At 45.8% G+C, this 18,052-nt stretch carries 17 protein-coding genes and 1 riboswitch; of the genes, 14 read left to right on the top strand and 3 right to left on the bottom strand.

The genetic code is table 11. The features are described from left to right. Nucleotides 1-86 precede the first annotated feature (86 nt). Nucleotides 87-1,067 carry a DMT family transporter gene (locus ACFTRD_RS15865; protein WP_192267316.1) on the bottom strand — a complete coding sequence of 327 codons (981 nt, stop codon included), beginning with the start codon at nucleotides 1,065-1,067 and terminating at the stop codon, nucleotides 87-89. A gap of 144 nt (nucleotides 1,068-1,211) precedes the next feature. Beyond that, a riboswitch (FMN riboswitch) is annotated at nucleotides 1,212-1,365 on the bottom strand. Nucleotides 1,366-1,448: 83 nt separating this feature from the next. After that, complete coding sequence (locus ACFTRD_RS15860; RefSeq protein WP_379381711.1) at nucleotides 1,449-1,946, bottom strand: DinB family protein; 498 nt, start codon at nucleotides 1,944-1,946, stop codon at nucleotides 1,449-1,451. Between the two features lie 136 nt (nucleotides 1,947-2,082). Between ACFTRD_RS15860 and ACFTRD_RS15855 the strand changes: the two genes are divergently transcribed. The 5 genes from ACFTRD_RS15855 to ACFTRD_RS15835 all read left to right on the top strand — a co-directional run bounded on the left by ACFTRD_RS15855 (nucleotide 2,083) and on the right by ACFTRD_RS15835 (nucleotide 8,584). Further along, nucleotides 2,083-2,640, top strand: a complete 558-nt coding sequence (locus ACFTRD_RS15855) for a CGNR zinc finger domain-containing protein (protein WP_379381709.1) — start codon at nucleotides 2,083-2,085, stop codon at nucleotides 2,638-2,640. 209 nt (nucleotides 2,641-2,849) lie between these two features. Beyond that, entirely contained in the window at nucleotides 2,850-4,217 is a 1,368-nt protein-coding gene (locus ACFTRD_RS15850) for an amidohydrolase family protein (protein ID WP_379381707.1), read from the top strand. 518 nt (nucleotides 4,218-4,735) lie between these two features. Beyond that, a complete protein-coding gene (gene bcaP, locus ACFTRD_RS15845; protein ID WP_379381705.1) occupies nucleotides 4,736-6,172 on the top strand; it encodes a branched-chain amino acid transporter BcaP in 1,437 nt (478 codons plus the stop codon). Nucleotides 6,173-6,547: 375 nt separating this feature from the next. Then, entirely contained in the window at nucleotides 6,548-7,621 is a 1,074-nt protein-coding gene (locus ACFTRD_RS15840) for a hypothetical protein (RefSeq protein ID WP_379381703.1), read from the top strand. A 30-nt stretch (nucleotides 7,622-7,651) separates the two neighbouring features. Further along, a complete protein-coding gene (locus tag ACFTRD_RS15835) occupies nucleotides 7,652-8,584 on the top strand; it encodes a tyrosine-type recombinase/integrase (RefSeq protein WP_192267322.1) in 933 nt (310 codons plus the stop codon). A gap of 295 nt (nucleotides 8,585-8,879) precedes the next feature. On the opposite strand, the gene ACFTRD_RS15830 is transcribed toward ACFTRD_RS15835, so the two are convergent. Then, the gene (locus ACFTRD_RS15830; RefSeq protein ID WP_379383071.1) at nucleotides 8,880-9,809 is read right to left on the bottom strand and encodes an L-lactate dehydrogenase; all 930 of its coding nucleotides are present in this window, start codon (nucleotides 9,807-9,809) and stop codon (nucleotides 8,880-8,882) included. A 309-nt stretch (nucleotides 9,810-10,118) separates the two neighbouring features. Here ACFTRD_RS15830 and ACFTRD_RS15825 point away from each other — a divergent pair, with 309 nt between their 5' ends. The 9 genes from ACFTRD_RS15825 (at nucleotide 10,119) to gerQ (ending at nucleotide 18,008) form a co-directional block, all read left to right on the top strand. After that, the gene (locus tag ACFTRD_RS15825) at nucleotides 10,119-11,396 is read left to right on the top strand and encodes a WD40/YVTN/BNR-like repeat-containing protein (protein ID WP_379381701.1); all 1,278 of its coding nucleotides are present in this window, start codon (nucleotides 10,119-10,121) and stop codon (nucleotides 11,394-11,396) included. A gap of 134 nt (nucleotides 11,397-11,530) precedes the next feature. Continuing rightward, nucleotides 11,531-11,740, top strand: a complete 210-nt coding sequence (locus tag ACFTRD_RS15820; protein WP_192267324.1) for a hypothetical protein — start codon at nucleotides 11,531-11,533, stop codon at nucleotides 11,738-11,740. A gap of 305 nt (nucleotides 11,741-12,045) precedes the next feature. After that, nucleotides 12,046-12,621 carry a dihydrofolate reductase family protein gene (locus ACFTRD_RS15815; RefSeq protein ID WP_379381699.1) on the top strand — a complete coding sequence of 192 codons (576 nt, stop codon included), beginning with the start codon at nucleotides 12,046-12,048 and terminating at the stop codon, nucleotides 12,619-12,621. A gap of 321 nt (nucleotides 12,622-12,942) precedes the next feature. Next, nucleotides 12,943-13,410, top strand: a complete 468-nt coding sequence (locus tag ACFTRD_RS15810; protein WP_379381697.1) for a DUF2691 family protein — start codon at nucleotides 12,943-12,945, stop codon at nucleotides 13,408-13,410. A gap of 292 nt (nucleotides 13,411-13,702) precedes the next feature. Next, on the top strand, nucleotides 13,703-14,095 hold the full coding sequence (locus tag ACFTRD_RS15805) for a DUF2500 domain-containing protein (protein ID WP_062319566.1): 393 nt from the start codon (nucleotides 13,703-13,705) through the stop codon (nucleotides 14,093-14,095). 183 nt (nucleotides 14,096-14,278) lie between these two features. Continuing rightward, nucleotides 14,279-15,028: an SDR family NAD(P)-dependent oxidoreductase gene (locus tag ACFTRD_RS15800; RefSeq protein WP_379381694.1), complete on the top strand. Its 750-nt coding sequence runs from the start codon at nucleotides 14,279-14,281 to the stop codon at nucleotides 15,026-15,028. A 203-nt stretch (nucleotides 15,029-15,231) separates the two neighbouring features. Next, nucleotides 15,232-16,917 carry a hypothetical protein gene (locus ACFTRD_RS15795; protein WP_379381692.1) on the top strand — a complete coding sequence of 562 codons (1,686 nt, stop codon included), beginning with the start codon at nucleotides 15,232-15,234 and terminating at the stop codon, nucleotides 16,915-16,917. A gap of 158 nt (nucleotides 16,918-17,075) precedes the next feature. Further along, nucleotides 17,076-17,498, top strand: coding sequence for a cell wall hydrolase (locus ACFTRD_RS15790; RefSeq protein ID WP_192267328.1), 423 nt, complete (start codon nucleotides 17,076-17,078; stop codon nucleotides 17,496-17,498). Between the two features lie 18 nt (nucleotides 17,499-17,516). Continuing rightward, nucleotides 17,517-18,008, top strand: coding sequence for a spore coat protein GerQ (gerQ, locus tag ACFTRD_RS15785; protein ID WP_379381689.1), 492 nt, complete (start codon nucleotides 17,517-17,519; stop codon nucleotides 18,006-18,008). The last annotated feature ends 44 nt before the right edge of the window (nucleotides 18,009-18,052 follow it).

Raw genomic sequence — 18,052 nt, 5'->3', positions numbered from 1 at the left:
ATCGAAAAGCACCGTTCATCCATTCGGACAACCGGTGCTTTTGTCTTTAGCTTTTACTCTATATTTACGTTGCAAATATGATGCATTCAATCTGTACGAAGCTTTGGTGCGGCGTCAGCCGGAGTCGATGAGCGTTCCTGCTGTTTGGAGATGGCGAACAGCGCAACCCAGATGAGAATGAATCCAACCAACTGCTCCCAGGTAATCAATGTACGGAAAGCAATCCAGTTAACCAGCACCCCAGCCATCGGGAAGCTAAGTTCCGCGAGCGTGGCAACAGAGGCTTTGGTGGAAGAAAGCCCTTTATAATATAACAGAAGACTCAGTAACCCTGGCAACAATGCCTGGCCCAGAATATTGAGTGCCACAGCAGCCTGTTCGCCTGTTCCGGAAGGGAAGGTCCATGCAGCGCCCTCGTTCCATGTCATAAAGATCAGCAGTGGCAAGGCTACGACAAAGCGCAGGGAGGTGACCGTTTCATAACGGGTTTGTCCCAGCATCAGCCTGCCCATAACAGTTGAACCTCCCCATAAGGCAGCAGCGCCCAGCGAGAGCAGACTGCCTGCATGAACCCAGTTGTCCCAGTTCCCAAGGGGAAGGGTGAATCCGAATGTCAGTAGATATGTTCCTGCAAGTGCAATGATAAACAGTCCGCCAAAGCGACGTGGTAATGTTTCCTTTAACAGCAGCTTTGCCAGAACAATCGCAAATAGTGGCTGCATCTTTTGCAACAATAAAACGGTGTTGGGATCATTATGTGTGAGCGCAAGTGTGAATAATACCGTGGCGAGCGCTGATCCACCCCAGGAGATAAAAATCACGGCAATCCAGTGGCGGGCACGCAGGTTTTTCAGATCGGCCCGAAACTTCCACAGCACGGGAATCGCCACCAGGCTGACAATGATATGTTCCACAAGCACAATCTGAGTGGATGTCATCGTTTTGAGCAAAATAATGCGGAATAACGGATCTACACCCCAAAGGGCAGCGCCGAGAACAACCAGCCAAAATCCGGTATTACTTCGTTCCTTACGATAAATTGTTGATGCAGATTGGGTCTTTTCCATATTCAGGACTCCTTCGTCAGAACACGGAATCTTCAGTTGGCAAAATCGACAAAAGCCCCCGTTTTGGTATACACCAAATAAACGGGGGCTCAATCATGGACATGTCGTAAGGAAATAAGACTTCCCGTAAAGGCATGCCAATGTGTTGATCTTCTCTCATCCGGACTGTACCGTCGGCCTTGGAGTCACACCAAGTCAGTCGCTGAATATCCAAAGTCTGTTCAAACAGCGAGTCGCGGGCTGGTTCTATAAGAACATCACCGCCGGTCGGGAATTGCACCCTACCCCGAAGATCCTATTCAATTATATAGTGTATTGAACAAGCTGTAACATTAATAAGTTCATCTTATTCCTGTAAGCGCTAGCAGTTCAAGTGTTTTTTTAGAATATAATATTCCAACTTCCCTGTTGCCTACGCAGCAGTACAATCTGGCCAGCATGATAGGCATCGTGAAGGACCCAGCGGGCAAGTGCATGTGACCATTTTTCATCGGAGTTCATGTAAGGAGCTTCGAGATCGGATTCTTGTAATGTAGCAAGCTGATCTCGGAGCTGCCCTGCTAATTGAGTTGTGTCTTGCATAAGTTTTCTCCAGCCTCTGATATCGGAAGGGTCCCCGGAATCACCGAAGGTGGAATCATTGTTTTCGGCAGGTGTACCGGAGGGGGTTACACCCTGAATGCGATTCAACAAGCGTTGATTATAATAGTACATATGGTTAACCAACTGCCAGATACTTAATCCACCGGATGATGGAACCCAGGCTGCTTGTTCAGCAGTTAGTCCTTCGAGCGCCTTGGATAAAGGCACAATCCAATTACATTGATCCCAGGTGTCATCCTTCTGAATGAGCAATAGATCTTTTGCCGTTGTAGTCATTGATTTTCCTCCCTAAAATGAATTTCGTAGTAACTAGCTAAAGTGCTTGAATGTGGTTACAATTAATATAACCCAAATTCGATTGGTTGTAACTATCTTTCTTCGTTTAAATGGTTACATTTTAGTGGAGGTACGTATGGATAGACTATGGACTGATTTTGTGAATAGTGATTATCATGACTGGCGTGGTGGGGATCGTTCGGAGGACAGGCTTGGCAAAAAAGAGTGGCAGCAACGTTTTCTGGAACAATGGAAAATGAGCGCATCTATACCCGCATCTCCTGAAGAAGAGGGTGTCATGAGAATTTTCAGAAATGAATTGCAGGCGCTTGCGACTCGTTTATCTGCCGGAGAATCTTTAACGGACAAAGATCAAAAATGGCTTAACGGCAAGATGGCTGAAGGTCAGGTGATCCGAAGACTGAACTCTGCAGGTGAAGGACTCGAACTTTTGCTAATTCCTGTAGAAACTCATTGGCAGCAGGTCATGGCAGAGGTCGCAGCTGATTTTGCCATCACCGTGGTTGAAGGGGATGGGGGAAGAATTCGGATCTGTGATAATAAGGATTGTCGCTGGATTTTCTATGATGATACGCGCAGTCGCACCCAGAAATATTGTGATGATAAGATGTGCGGCAATTTAATGAAAGTTAGAAGGTTTCGGGCGAAAAAGAAGGTGGATCAGCAGAAGTAGTAAGAAGTTGACGAGAAAGTAAGTTTTTCTGTACGCGAAACAAGAAAAATACTTGAATGGAAATATTCAACTCCAGAAATTGAATATTTCCATTAGTTTCTATATAATGTATATGTACTTAAAATATTTCAGTTAGTCATTCAGCCAGAGATCAACATCCGGGATTCAAGCGTATATCCAACAAAAAACAATGATTGGAGATGTGTCTTGTGAGGACAAGTTATCTACTGAAAAATGGTTGTGTATTGTCTATGGATTCGTCAGTGGGGCAGTATAAGAGGGCGGACGTTCTAATTGAGGATTCTCTTATTACTGCCATCCAGCCCGACCTGAGTTGTACGGAAGCGGAAGTGATAGATGCATCAGAGATGATCATACTCCCTGGATTCGTCGACACCCACCGGCATATGTGGGAGTCGCTTGTCAAAACAGCGGGAACCAACTGGTCACTGCCGGTCTATCTGCAAAATCTCTACTATGGGGCGATGGGAAGCAAACTCCGGCCACAAGACAGCTATATCGCCAATTTGCTGGGTTCTTTGGAAGCGCTTAATGCTGGAGTGACCACGGTACTTGACTGGAGTATGCCGTATTCCCCAGAGCACACAGATGAACTGATTCGTGGACTTCAGGATGCGGGTATTCGGTCGGTTTTCGCTCATGGCGTACCGGGGGAGACACCCTACTGGAACAGAGAAAGCCAGCTAACCTACTCGAATGATGTGAGAAGGGTCAAGGAACAGTATTTCTCCTCACAGGATCAGTTACTTACGTTCGGTCTTGCCATTCGTGGTCCGGAGTTCAGCCATTGGGATACCACGGTGAAGGAAATTCAGCTGGCTCAGGAGCTGGATGCGATATGTTCAATGCATGTTGGATTTGGCAGCTGGGGATCTGTTGATCGTTCGGTGAGTAAATTGTATGTGGCTGGTTTACTGAGCCCCGGTCTGAATATAGTCCACGGAAACACGATGGAAACGGATGAGTATAAAATGTTGGCCGATAGCGGTGCCTCACTGTCTGTCACACCGGAAGTGGAGATGATGATGGGGCATGGATATCCCGCAACGGGTTATTTTCTTGAACATGGGGGAACCCCAACGCTTGGAGTCGACGTTGTAACATCAACAGGCGGGGATATGTTCTCCCAGATGAAATTCGCACTTCAGGCAGAGCGTTCCAGAATGAATGAACAGCTCTTGCGAGAGGGTGAAATGCCGGGGGAGCTGAACTTGCAGTCCAGCCAGGTTCTGAGATTTGCAACGTCAGCTGGGGCACAGGCTCTGGGGCTTGAGCGGAAGATTGGCTCACTTGCGCCCGGTAAAGAGGCAGATCTGATCATGATTCGTACCACCGATCTTAACTTGTTCCCGGTACATGATCCGGTTGGAGCCGTCGTTCAATTTGCCAATCCGTCGAATGTGGATACAGTATTTGTAGCCGGTCGGCCAGTGAAGCGTGCAGGCAAGCTGCTGCATGTCGATCTGAACGAGGTCCGTCGTAAAGCGTTGGAAAGCAAGGAATATCTACTATCCCAGTATCGGATGTCGGATGCGGAGCGAATTATATTTTCATAAGTGTTAATAAAGAATAATGAAATGGATGGGATTCGTTTCAGTTTCATAGATTCATATCGTTTTAATGGATGAAGGGCCGCATAAGGATATGCGGCCCTTTAATATGCCCTTTTACCGAGGAATAAGACAGAATTAGCAAGGAACAGACAGCGAAAAAAGGCGAAAAGGTCCCTTATTTCAAGAAGTGCATGTAACAACGAAAATATGATATTTAAGTCCGGAAAAAGACCATTAAAAAACTGCGCATAATATAAATTATACGCAGTTTTGTTTTAAATCCATTTTCATATGGGGCCCTGTCCAACAGATCATGATATTTTTCGTCCGAAAAGTACAAAATAAACCATCACACGAAATAAATTTAATCAAGCAACGCGACAACGTGTAGAAATCAATAGTTTTTTATAGATGTTCGTTAAGATAGAACAAACGACTTTTTCATAGAACAGATGAACCAAATGATCCATTGAAGCAAAGCGTCAGATCGTTATCATTTTCAATACGAGAGGAAATTGGGTATGAACCAAAACCAGGAACGAACTTCAGTGTTCAGAAAAAAGCCGATTGATACTGGAGGCAATGAAAGCAGCATGCTGAAAAGAGTGCTGGGTCCACTTGACCTCATGACTCTCGGTGTAGGGGCAATCATCGGTACGGGGATCTTTGTCCTAACAGGCGTTGCTGCTGCCACATATGCAGGTCCAGGATTGGTACTGTCTTTTCTGCTGGCAGGTATAATCTGTGCCTTCGCTGCATTATGTTACTCCGAATTTGCATCCAGCGTTCCTGCATCAGGAAGTGCGTATACGTATAGCTACACTGCTTTTGGTGAAGTCATTGCCTGGATTCTGGGGTGGGATCTTATCCTGGAGTATGGATTTGCAAGTGCGGCGGTTGCCAGTGGCTGGTCGGGATATTTTCAAACGTTATTGTCAGGATTCGGATTGGAACTGCCACATGTGCTCACTAGTGCATTTAGTCCTGAAAAGGGAACCTATTTTGACATCACCGCAGCGGTCATTACGTTAATCATAACGTTCCTGCTTACTCGAGGGGTAAAAGAGGCTGCGCGTGCAAACGGAATCATGGTAGCGATTAAAATTATCGTGGTGCTGATCTTTGTTGGTGTAGGTGTGTTCTATGTGCAGCCAGCTAACTGGCAACCGTTCCTTCCGTTTGGGATCTCGGGTGTAACCGCTGGAGCGGCAACGGTATTTTTTGCTTACATTGGATTTGATGCCGTCTCTACGGCTGCGGAAGAAGTAAAGCGACCACAACGGGACTTACCGATCGGAATTATTGCGTCCCTTGTGATCTGCACCGTTCTATACATCGTCGTATCGTTGATCCTGACAGGCATTGTGCCTTATCACATGCTAAATGTGAGTGATCCGGTTGCCTTTGCGTTTGAATTTGTGCAGTTGAAAGGATTGTCCTGGATTGTTTCGCTCGGGGCGATTACTGGCATTACTACGGTGTTGCTTGTCATGATGTATGGTCAGACACGTCTGCTCTATTCCATGTCACGGGATGGACTGCTGTCCCCGGTATTCTCCAAGGTCAGTGGCAAACGCCAAACACCGGCTATAGGGACTTGGGTGGCAGGGATCATCATAGCTCTATTCTCAGGGTTTATTTCACTCGGCCATCTGGCGGAATTAACTAACATCGGGACATTGTTTGCTTTCGCGGTTGTGAGTCTGGGGATTATCGTATTACGTAAAAATAACCCGGAACTGAAAAGGGGCTTCCGAGTGCCTTTCGTTCCATGGATTCCTATACTCAGTGCCGTTGGCTGCATGTATCTCATGACACGGCTTGCCGCGTTAACCTGGATTACGTTCTTTGGCTGGTTGATTATAGGTTTAGTCATTTATTTTGCCTATGGTCGTCATCACAGTCATCTGAATCCAGCACGACACATGTCGAACAGCTTCAGAACGAAGGGGAAATAACAGTATATATAGAAGTTCAAATAATGAGTATTTAACGGGTACTCTGATGAAAGAACAACCTTTTTAGCTTCGCTTCTTCGGGTTATTTCAGGGTTAACGAAGAATCGATATCGATCGGATTGATCGTAAATCAAGTGAAATGGTGAAGTAAGATGAATTTGCCCATATCGTGATTCGCCAAGGCGAAGCGGTGAGGGCTTTTTTTATGGAAACAGATCTCTTGATCTGCGCAAAACGAGTTAGTTTAGGCGGTAAATGGGTATGTAATAAGGGATGCGTCAGTCCTTGTGATCGGAACCGGGGTTGCGGTCAGATCAAATATGAAATATATTTGGGGGTGTGACATGGCATCAGACATAGGAGAGGGGATGTATCATGAACACACCATTACATACGAATCCAGATCACGTACATTCGCATTTTGGCTTTGCATTAGCTGATTCAACCGTGCTTGCCGAGACAAAAGTAATCATTTCTAATCCAGAGGACACCCAAGTTGTTCAACTGGATATCGATCCAGAGCGTCGCTTGAAGGATGGGCGAAAAGTATCGGTTGTGGCGCAACAGATGAATGCACCACTGCATCGAAAAAATGCAACAATCTTATATGGTGAGGAGTTTGGTTTTGTACAATATACAGTGAATTTGCGACCAGAGAGTACATTTACCCTTGCTCCCATAGAAGGAATAGACCAGTCCATTCAATTGCATTGGGCAAATTTTGCAGAAGGGGAGTACGAACTGCGGATTTCCTTGCATATTAAAACACCCCGGATCGCAGAGGGGCCGCTGGAGCCCGAGCAGCATGCGATGGTAAAATATGCTCAGGTCGTAACTGTAGCCATCTGTCTGTTTCCAGCCGATGCTGTGCAGAGGAACACAGAACCCGAAGCGGTGTGGACACGGGAGAATCATGTGTTTGACTCCTATGGTAGTGGCGGCTTTATTCTCGCTGATTTGCCTCGCATGGCCAAACGTGTCGAAGCGTTGATCGGACCCGGAAACCATAATCTGATCGAACGATTCGGTGAGGGCGACCTGTCGGATACCTTGCTGGATGAAGGGCTAATGGCGATGGCATGGGGGTTGAGCCCATGGTGTTATTCGATCTATTCGGCACCTGATGAAACTTCCGGTCTGAAACTTTCGGTGGACAAGCTGGGAGATAAACCCCTGACAACCGGTCTATATCGCGTGAATGCGGAAAGTAAACAATTAAGCATTTTGCCAGTGAACGAGTTAGCGAACTGGCCTGCCTGTACGGAGAAAGAATGGCCCGTCATTAATGTTGTAGGTGAAGGGGAGACGCTACGCATGGACCTGTATGTTCAGATCTGTGAATCGGTGAATGGGCTGCACGAGAATCCGCTGCCTTCCTTTGTACTTACTCGCAGTGAGGGCCGTCCTGAGGCAATTATTCCACTAATCGACGTTGTGGTCGTTGACTAATAATAAATAGAATCGTGGTGACGAATACAGATGATGACCGAGGAGATTCAGGAGCAATACGCCGATGAGCTTGAAGCTTTTCACATATGGATGAAGGATGCCGGTTACACAGGACATACGGTGAAATCATACACGGGTGACGTTGCAGAATTTCTCATCTCTATTCAAGGAAAGTCACTGGATCAGGTCAAAAAACTTCATGTGTTATCCTTCCTGTCCCGAGCCCGGGAACGCGGGGTCAGTGATGCAACGCGAAATCGGAAACATGCAGCGGTAAACTGTTTTTACAAATCACTGATTGAACTTGAATTGTTGACGAATAATCCGGCATTTGGGATCAAGAAATCCAAAACCGAACAAAACCGTGCCCCCGTCTTCCTGGACGAAAGCGGTCTGGAACGATTTTTACAATCCGTCGAGGGCAAATACCGAACACGCAATCTGGCTGTTTTTCTGCTAATGGGGTACATGGGATTGCGGGTTGGAGAGGTGCATGCCTTGAACTGCAAAGATTATAATGCGGAACGGCGTACACTGGACGTATTCGGCAAAGGCCGAAAATGGCGTACACTGCCTGTACCGGAGACCGTTGCTGAACTGTTGTCCCAGGCGATCCAGGAACGCTTGTCTCCGTGGCGGGCGAAGGAAGAAGCATTATTCGTCTCACAAAAAGGAAAGCGTTTATCGATTCGCAGCATCCAGCTCATATCAACCGAAACCTTTGAACGCTTTCAGCGGGAGTCGCCGTCCAATCAGCGTTTGAATTATTCCAGCCATAAGCTGCGCCACTCATTTGCCACCATGATGCTCAGACGTGGAGCGGATTTGCGAACCGTTCAGGAACTGCTGGGTCACTCTTCCATTCAAACCACGACGGTATACACTCATGTAACCAGCCGGGAGAAGGAGGAAGCAATGGCCCTGTTGGATGTCAAACTTCCCGCGTTTGTGGCTGAAGTATGATGGGAACGTTAATTTTGGCCAATGTTAAGGTTGACTCCATCAAAAACAGGATTTGTGAGAATAGAGTCGACATTGATGATACAGAATATTTATTATGTAAACCAAAAACAGAATCTTATATATATCTAATCCTAATGTATGTCTTTAAGAATATCGCTCATCCTATTTATAATAGGACAAAAGAGCCACGTGCATCTTCTTTAAAGAAGAAACATGTGGCTCTTTGGTTGTGCAATTTTGATAAAAGATGTTAAGAAATAAGGTGTAAAGGTGTATCCTTTAAACGTTTGGGGATTTACTCCAGTCCGGCAATTTGTTCCTTCAATTTGTTCGCAGATGCCTGGAAAGCAACTTTCTCCGTCTCATTCAAAGGAAGCGGCAGAATCTCGCGTACGCCGTTGCGATCGACTACACATGGAACACCCAGATATACATCCGATACGCCATTGTAATCTTCCAGCAATGTGGATACGTTCAATACGGAACCTTCGTTACCCAGAATGGCAGCCACGATGCGGTCCAATGCAAGCGCAATTGCATAGGAAGTGGCTCCTTTGGCATTAATAATCTCATAAGCTGCGTTTTTGGTCCGGTTAAAGATATCCTGCTGCGTTTCTTCATCCAGCTCCAGATCCGTACCTGCTACGTTCGCAAGACTCCATACCGGTACTTCTGAATCACCATGCTCCCCGATAATATGAGCGTGAATGCTGCGTGGATCAATACCTTTGTTTTTACCAATAAGATAGCGGAAACGCGCACTATCCAGTAAAGTACCTGAACCAATGACACGGGAAGCCGGCCAGCCGCTTTGTTTCCATGAGGTATAGGACAAAATATCTACTGGATTCGTAGCAATCAACAGAATACCATGAGAATTAACCTCAGTAATACGTTCAATGATTTCTTTGAAAATGCTTGCATTTTTCTTCAACAGATCAATTCGAGTCTCACCAGGTTTCTGGGAAGCACCCGCCGTAATGATGATGATATCTGCGTCCTTGCAGTCCGAATAATCGCCTGCCCATACTTTCACGCCTCCGGTAAATGGAAGACCGTGGTTCATATCCAGCATTTCGCCGGTAGCCTTATCATGATTCACATCCACAAATACCAACTCGGACGAACGCTGTCTTAACATCAGCGTGTATCCCGTTGTTGTTCCTACCGCACCCATGCCTACTATAACGACACGACTTGGTTTGAGCGCTGCACTGTTTACCATTTTCATATCCTCTCCTTTTTGGGGTATACTTCCATCCATATTAAGGGATACGTGTCCGAAAAGCGAGCGAAGTCTATAAACTTTTTCACATCCCCTGTCTATTTGCGGAATATTTCGTCGAAAACAGGGTTTTGATTCATAGAAGAAATAAACGTTGCAAGCAGATCGCTTCCTGCTTCCAGGGTGGAGAGGAGCCTTTTCGACATGGTTTGTGTTAGAATAGGAGCAGTGGATTCAGATGAATCGTAAATAAAACTTGAATGGACAGGCATGCGCGCCTGCTTATTGGATGAGAGAGGTGGAAACCACTTGCGTTCGCAATGGATCAAAATCGCGCAGACAGCATTGCTGTCTATCGGTATAGCCGCTTTGCTGGCAGCTTGTACGGATTCAGGACCGACACCGGTAGCAAAGCCGCCGCAGGAGCAAGAAGATAGCGGGAATGTGGGCCAGACATTAACAGTGGTTCCCCCCGCAAACAGTACACAATCTGCAGATACTGCCAAATATCAAATTCAGACCCGGTTAACCGATTTTCAGCTGCTTAATGGGAATGGTGGATTAGCCTGGGGAGTGACGCGAAACGCCTTGCGTCTGTATTACACTCAGGATCAGGGAAGCACTTGGACCAACATTTCTCCATCGGAGAATGTACAGTTCCCGGCGAATCCGCAATACGGACAAAGCATTTATTTTGTAGATAGTACACATGGATGGATCGTTCGTGAAGGGATGGGCGGGACGGATACGATGGTCCTCCGCACGAACAACGGGGGAGTGAGTTGGAGCTTGTCTTCTTTGTCGAAGACCGATAAGGTGACCGCCATTACATTCGTATCTCCTGAGAAAGGTTGGATACTGACCACGGCCGATACATCCATTGGCAAACAGGATAAGAAATTGTATCTGACCGAGGATGGTGGCATTACCTGGAATGAGATGTCCTCGAGTGATGTGGAGGGCAAGTCGGCCACGGCGGAGATCCCGACACGGGGATATACTACAGGTCTGACCTTTTCCGATTCACACCACGGGTTCCTGACAGCGCTGGAGTTCGGTACACCGAAACTGTATGTCACAACGGATGGCGGTGAACATTGGAAGTCGGGACCGTCTTTCTTTGACCGAAACAAATTTAACGGATGTGGCAATTTTAATATCAGCTCGCCACAATTTTTTGGAAGAGAGGCTCAGGGAGCCTGGATGTCCATGTCATGTTCCCAAGGAGAAAGCACGAAATTTAATGGCTTCTTTACAACAAATGGTGGACAGAACTGGACTCTGTCAACGTTCAGTCTGAACAAACAAACGGGCATTAATCGTAATCTGGCTCCTTCATTCCTGAACCCTTTAGAAGGTTGGGCCATGCAAAAAGGAAAAACCTATTATACCAAGGATGCCGGTAAAACATGGAAGGCACTTCCTGTGAGTAAAGTGTTGGAAAGCATTCATAAAGACTACCCGGAAATCGTTAAGCTTCAGATGGTTTCCTCGAAGCTAGGCTGGATTTTGGTTGAAAATACGGATGCCAAACGATCACTCTTACTGCAAACCGTAGACGGCGGGGTGCACTGGAAAGTACTATAATGCAGTGGAATTGAAGAGCCTAAGAAGAGGAACCTGCGGGTTTCTTTTCTTTTGAACGAGTTTGTGAAATAAATCACAATAAATCACTTCAAAAGATGTTATATTGAATTCAAGAAGAGATGGGAGTGATGAACATGAGAACGAATGAACAAGCTCAATTCACGCAGGCGGACGAGTTAACCAGATACATGCTTCAATTATGCTATACATGTGACGATGCCAACCGTTGTACAACCGAGGAAGAGGTCAAAGCTTGCATGGCCAAACATGCACAGGCTAACGAGACGGAGCAGGTTGAGGGTGGAGAAGTAACACGCGGGTTCATGGACCTGATGTACGCTTAGACTTATAGGAAGAATGTAAAGTATGCAGTATTCTGAATATTGAAGTTAGATCATCAGGGAACGACTCCAAAAGGAGGCGTTTTCTTTTTTTGGTATGTTAAATAAACACAGTACTTGAGTTGTACTACATTCGAAGTTCGCATATAAGGGCGTTTGGGGATAATATAATGGAAGTATTTTTTTGTGGATTAGTAGAATATTTCATTTGGGATTAGCACTCCATATGAAACAACCCAAGTTAAATTATGCTAAAATGTAGTTAATGTAAGATGTAGATATCCTTCATGAACAAAGGAGAACTGAAAATGAGAAAACTCGTTCTATTTCTGCACGCATCGCTTGACGGTTTTGTAGAAGGGCCGAACGGTGAAATGGACATTGGCTGGGTTTCCTACGATGCTGATTTAGAGAAACATGCGAAAGAAATTCTGAGTACTGCCGACACGGTCATTTGGGGACGTGGGACTTATCAGATGATGCACAGTTACTGGCCATCGGTGCCTTCGAACCCATCAGCTTCGCAGCATGAACGGAATCATGCCGAGTGGATCGAAAAGACAGCCAAAATCATTTTTTCCACGACGCTGGAGAAAGTCGAATGGAACAATTCCAGACTGGTGAAAGAAGATGTCGAGGAAGAGATCAAGAACCTCAAACAGCAGCCAGGCAAGGATATGGTCATTCTCGGCAGTCCTAGGTTCGCACACTACCTTATGCAGCTTGATTTAATAGATGAGTATAAAATTACGGTTTCTCCTGTCCTGATCGGCAGCGGGTTGCCGTTATTCCAAGGTCTCAAGGAGAAGATCAATCTTAAACTTATCGAAAACAAGACCTTTGATTCTGGAGCCATAGGTCTCGTTTACCAGACGATAAGATGACCGTGTCACCTAAAGTAGATTACGCTAACGGGTAAAGATCGTTCAAAAAAACGGATGAAGTTATTTCAAAGAATACGCTCAGACTACACGCGACCCAGCCTAAGATAGGAGCTATCTATGGCTGGGTCGCGTCGTGAACACGGAACGGTAAGTGAAGCACCCAAATAAATAAAACCATTTAAAACGGCCCGACCCTTGGTCCGGAAGAGGCATTTCGGAGGAGCAATTTCACCGGACACATTCAACTGACACCCGGCATTACGTGTCTTAAGCCGCTTGAACATTGTGAATGAGAAACGATCAGCAAAGGATGGTGATTAAATGATTAGAGGCATAAGTTTTGAAATTCCAAATTCATATGGAAGTTTTCTTGGAGAAATATTAACACCAATTGATGTAGCTAACTTCAACTGGTTTATAGGTGGAGAAGAATCGTACTTTGTTGATGATAATCACTTAGGAGAGAGTCTCTTTCCTGACAGGGTAATTGGAATGAATGGAGAAGAACTTAAAAAAATCATTGAAAATAACAAGTACTACTTAATATTTGCGGATTTAAAGGCATATCCAAAAGGAGCAAATATAATAGATGTAACATCTTATGAAGAATATGTTTTAAGTAATTGTCAGCTTGTTCTTCTAGTGATTGACAGCGTACATATAACGGTTTATTGCAGAGACCTTGAGAATATAGAGGACTTATATCACCATATAAAGAAACATGGGTTTGAATCTCTAGAATATATAACGGATGAAAATGATACTAGAACAGGACTTTCAGTCTGGTGATAAAATTGACACAAAGATAACAATGAGGGAGGTTAGATGCTTATGGTTTCTCTAAATTTCTATTATCCATTTGGAAAACAAGAGGAATCGAGAACGTAAAAGTTTTGCTGGGAAATAATACATTTCAATTATCTTAACTTTGCAAGTATTCTTCGGAACTGGCCGGGGCTCAATTCACAGATCCCATTCAATTTCAATCCCGATAACAAGTTCCCTGTTCATGCGCATATATATTACAGGAGACGGGTCAAGACTCCGGCTGTCCTAGGTTTGATGAACGGAGGGGAGAGACATGGGCATTGAATCATCCTGGATGTTTGATTTTTTTGGAACCGTCTTTCCGGTAGTATTTGTCCTGATTATAGGTATTGTTCTCTTGTCGGTTGGGAAAGAAGTATGGAGATGGGGGCGGAACAACTCGGAGCCGCTGCTAACCGTACCTTCACGGATTACCAGCAGGAGGATGCAGATGAGTCAGTCGCACTCTGAACCAGGAAGCACAGCCCGTACGCTGTATTACATCACTTTTGAAGTGGAGAGCGGGGATCGTCTCGAATTCAAAGTGAATGGTGATGAGTACGGCTTGTGCGCCGAGGGAGATGAAGGCCGACTCTCTTTCAAGGGAACGCGTTATGTAGGCTTTGAACGCTACAATCGTTTGTATTCAGAGCGTGTACGCGGATAAACCGGCTGGCTTGCGCCACAGTGGCGTAAGCTTTTTTTTGTATCTTTTGTGGACAGGCGTTTCTTAATGGGGTTAACGTGTTTCTATATAAGAAGAGACTTTATTCCATTTATGGTCATATTCAGTGAGTTGTATGTCGACTTATGTGCTGAAGGGGCCATCCCAATAGAGGAGGCAATAAAGATGTCATTTACTGATCAGGTCGTGGTTGTAACGGGAGCAGCCCAAGGTATCGGACGGAGTGTGGCTGAGGCCTATGCGATTGCAGGGGCTAAAGTCGTACTTGCCGACTATCAGGAAGCCGAGGGGGCTGCAGCAGCAGCTTCCATTCGCAATGAAGGCGGGGAAGCCATCTTTGTCCAGTGTGACGTTCGCAAGGAAAAGGATATTATGAATCTGATCCAGACCGCGATAGAGGAATTCAAGCGGATTGATGTATTGGTCAACAATGCAGGGGTTGCGAGATGGAAGTCGCCCTATGAGCTAACCCTCGAAGAGTGGGACGATGTACTCAATACGAATGTGCGAAGCTGCTTTCTCGCAAGCAGGGAAGCGGCCAAACATATGAAGCATAATGAAGATGGTGGAGCGATCATAAACATGGCCTCTACGCGTGCCTTTATGTCTGAACCCGAAACAGAGGCTTACGCTGCATCCAAAGGCGCTATCGTGGCGTTGACGCATGCCATGGCGGTCTCCCTGGGAAAGGATCAAATTCGGGTCAATTGTATCAGTCCGGGATGGATTGAAACTGGTAATGTCGAGGAACTGAAGCCAGAGGACCATGAACAGCACCCAGCAGGCCGTGTAGGTGTTCCTTCGGATATCTCCCGCGCTTGTTTATATTTGTCCGATCCAAGCAATACCTTTGTCACAGGGACCAACCTGATTATTGATGGGGGCATGACCCGAAAAATGATATATGAGGACTAGTACCGGGATTTATGCGACCGTTTGTAAACTTTTGAAAACATAGCAGAAATAAGCCCAAGTTAAGCACTTGGGCTTATTTGTTTTTGATAACTCGGTTGCTATAATAAATGTGATTTACCACAGTACAGGAATGGAGGGAGAATATGTTCGGGAAACCATCCCGGAAAGTGTTTTGGCTATTACTGTTGATTGGAGGGATTATAATGACAGGCTTCGAATCTACTGCAAAAGCAAATGCAGATATACGAGCAGCCTGGGTATGGCAGGCCAAGTCTGTCAGTGACGGAGGAGATGAGCTGCTGGACAATGCAGCTAAACATAAGATAAACAGATTATATGTGAATGTGGATATGAATCTGTCAGAGGAGGTCTATCATACATTTATAGCCAAAGCCAGCGAGGCTGGAATTGCGGTGGAAGCTCTTGGCGGAGATCCGTCATGGGCAGTGAGTGGGCGTGAAGGGCCGATGCTCAAGCTGGCGTCCTGGGTGAGCAATTATAATCTGGCTGCTGAGCCGAATGAACGGTTTGACGCCTTACATCTGGATATCAAACCTTATGTACTGCCGCAGTGGAAAGAAGATGCCAAGCCGCTTGTTCAATCCTGGGTTGCCAATATGAAGCTGTTGCTGAAACAGGTGAGACAAACCGGGGCAGTAGAAGTCAATATAGACTTGCCTTTTTGGTTGGATTCTTACACCGTGACGGGCAGCAAACTTGCTGAGGATGCAGATAACGAGTCGTTGTCACATTGGTTTATCGGACAATTTGATCATATTACGTTGTTGGCTTATCGTGATAACGCCCAAGGGAACAATGGTATTATACGTTTGATTGAACAAGAAATGATATGGGCTGACGCCAGAAATGTGTCGGTTACCATTGGAGTCAATACCAAACCTATGCCTGGTGAAGAGTTCACCACATTTGCCGGGAAAGGTACAGCACAACTGGAGAATGTCATTAAGGAAGTGGCGTCTGCATTCACGGATCACACTTCCTACGCGGGCTCGGCTGTACATGACATTGTATATTGGGGACAGCTGGAGCCGGATGAACCGTCTCTGCCTGAGACTCCAGCCAATCAACCAGAAATTCGGGGTACGTATATCTGGCAGGCCTCTGAGGTTACGGATGATGGTGGAGATCACATTCTGGAGTTTGCCAAAGAACAAAAAATTAACTTTTTATATGTCAGGCTTGATTTGGATCAACCGTACTCCAGCTACCGCAGTTTTGTGAAACGTGCTCAGGCTCAAGGTATTGAGGTTCACGCCATGGGAGGCCATCCTATTTGGGGGAAAAAGGAGAACCGACCACGGATCCAGCGTTTGATCGATTATGTGAAAAATTATAATGCCGAATCTGAACCGAACGAACAATTTAAGGGGATTCACCTTGATATTGAACCCTACACCTTGCCGGAATGGGAAAATAATCGGGATATGCTGCTGACCGAATGGGCTGCGAATATTGCTTATTTTCAGGAAGAGACGAAAAAGGATAGCAATTTGGAAACGAGTGCAGATCTGGCTGTTTGGCTCGATACGTTCCCGTTACCCGGAAGAGACATGTCTGTCAGTGAATACATGATAACTACCCTGGATCACGTATCGCTGATGGCCTTCCGTAACATTGCCGAGGGCTCCAATGGTATTGCTAACGTTGTCAGTCAGGAGATGGAAATTGCAGATCGTCTGGGTAAACCACTGCTCCTCTCGGTGGAAATGAAGGAGAATTTTGAAGGGAAACATATATCCTTTTATGATAAGGGAGCAGCGGAGATGGAAAGACAACTGGCCATGCTTCCAGATCTCTTAAGTGAGTATAATGCCTATAAAGGTAATATCGTTCATGCTTATGATTATTGGATTGAAGCCAAGCCCTGAATAACGGGGTATATAGGAAATCATTTTTCTCGGGACCTCACCTGCAGTGAGGTTCCGGGCTTTTTTTTACGCCAAAATGCGAAATGGTGTCACCGAATGGGCGTCTGCACAATACGATGTACGGTGAAGAAGAGATTCAACAAGGGAGGAAACAGGATATGGCTGTTATTAAAGCCAACTCGGGAGACGTCAGGTTGCTTGCAAGGCTGATGAGGGCCGAAGCTGAAGGTGACGGCGAACAAGGCATGCTGCTTGTGGGTAATGTGGGTGTAAACCGGGTGCTGGCTGATTGCTTGGACTTTGGCGATATTCGGGACATTAATCGAATGGTCTTTCAGAATCCCGGTGGCTTTGAGTCCACGCAAAAAGGATACTTCTACCAACGGGCAAGACAATCGGAAATACGTTTGGCACAGCGTGTCATCAATGGTGAACGTATATGGCCCGCCAGTAATTCGTTGTGGTTTTTCCGACCTGTAGGGGAATGTCCGCCAACCTGGTATAACCAGCCAAATACAGGCCGTTTCAAAGCGCACTGTTTCTTCAGTCCGACAGGTGAAGACTGTCCGAGTGTATATTAAATTTTGGGAGGAATCGTAATGATTAACCAGCCTTATCAACCAACACAGGTTATGGGCCAACAGGCCAATTCGCAAGTACAAGGGACTTCTTATAAAATCGGTAACGGTATGCCAATGATGTCTCCAACACCAGGCATGGTATCACCTAGTTCCACAAGTGTACCCCCGCTCGTATCGAGCGGTGCTCCAATGACTCCGGCGGGTGGAGTTGTAACAACAACTGCACCGCAGTTTGAACAATCCTACATTGAGAATATCTTGCGGCTTAACCTGGGGAAATGCGGAACATTTTACATGACTTATGAAGGGAATAAAGAATGGAATGCTCGCATTTTCCAAGGCATCCTGGAAGCAGCAGGTCGTGACCATATCATTATCAGTGATCCGAATACCGGAAAACGCATCATTCTGCTGATGGTCAATCTCGACTATGCAACTTTCGATGAGCCGTTGTTATATCAATATCCAGGTGTGATCGGGAACTATCCGCAAGCACCAAGCAGACGTTAATCGTAGTGGAAAATAGAACATAATAGAACCTGCCCTTACACAGG

The organism is Paenibacillus sp. NPDC056933 (assembly GCF_042674385.1).
In the GTDB taxonomy this organism is placed as follows: Bacteria; Bacillota; Bacilli; order Paenibacillales; family Paenibacillaceae; genus Paenibacillus.
This window is presented reverse-complemented; position numbering and strand designations above follow the sequence as displayed.

Coding starts and splice junctions, on each gene's coding strand:
- ACFTRD_RS15865 (WP_192267316.1), bottom strand. CDS start 1,067: ATGGAAAAGACCCAATCTGCATCAACAATTTATCGTAAGGAACGAAGT.
- ACFTRD_RS15860 (WP_379381711.1), bottom strand. CDS start 1,946: ATGACTACAACGGCAAAAGATCTATTGCTCATTCAGAAGGATGACACC.
- ACFTRD_RS15855 (WP_379381709.1), top strand. CDS start 2,083: ATGGATAGACTATGGACTGATTTTGTGAATAGTGATTATCATGACTGG.
- bcaP (WP_379381705.1), top strand. CDS start 4,736: ATGAACCAAAACCAGGAACGAACTTCAGTGTTCAGAAAAAAGCCGATT.
- ACFTRD_RS15840 (WP_379381703.1), top strand. CDS start 6,548: ATGAACACACCATTACATACGAATCCAGATCACGTACATTCGCATTTT.
- ACFTRD_RS15835 (WP_192267322.1), top strand. CDS start 7,652: ATGATGACCGAGGAGATTCAGGAGCAATACGCCGATGAGCTTGAAGCT.
- ACFTRD_RS15830 (WP_379383071.1), bottom strand. CDS start 9,809: ATGGTAAACAGTGCAGCGCTCAAACCAAGTCGTGTCGTTATAGTAGGC.
- ACFTRD_RS15820 (WP_192267324.1), top strand. CDS start 11,531: ATGAGAACGAATGAACAAGCTCAATTCACGCAGGCGGACGAGTTAACC.
- ACFTRD_RS15815 (WP_379381699.1), top strand. CDS start 12,046: ATGAGAAAACTCGTTCTATTTCTGCACGCATCGCTTGACGGTTTTGTA.
- ACFTRD_RS15810 (WP_379381697.1), top strand. CDS start 12,943: ATGATTAGAGGCATAAGTTTTGAAATTCCAAATTCATATGGAAGTTTT.
- ACFTRD_RS15805 (WP_062319566.1), top strand. CDS start 13,703: ATGGGCATTGAATCATCCTGGATGTTTGATTTTTTTGGAACCGTCTTT.
- ACFTRD_RS15800 (WP_379381694.1), top strand. CDS start 14,279: ATGTCATTTACTGATCAGGTCGTGGTTGTAACGGGAGCAGCCCAAGGT.
- ACFTRD_RS15795 (WP_379381692.1), top strand. CDS start 15,232: ATGACAGGCTTCGAATCTACTGCAAAAGCAAATGCAGATATACGAGCA.
- ACFTRD_RS15790 (WP_192267328.1), top strand. CDS start 17,076: ATGGCTGTTATTAAAGCCAACTCGGGAGACGTCAGGTTGCTTGCAAGG.
- gerQ (WP_379381689.1), top strand. CDS start 17,517: ATGATTAACCAGCCTTATCAACCAACACAGGTTATGGGCCAACAGGCC.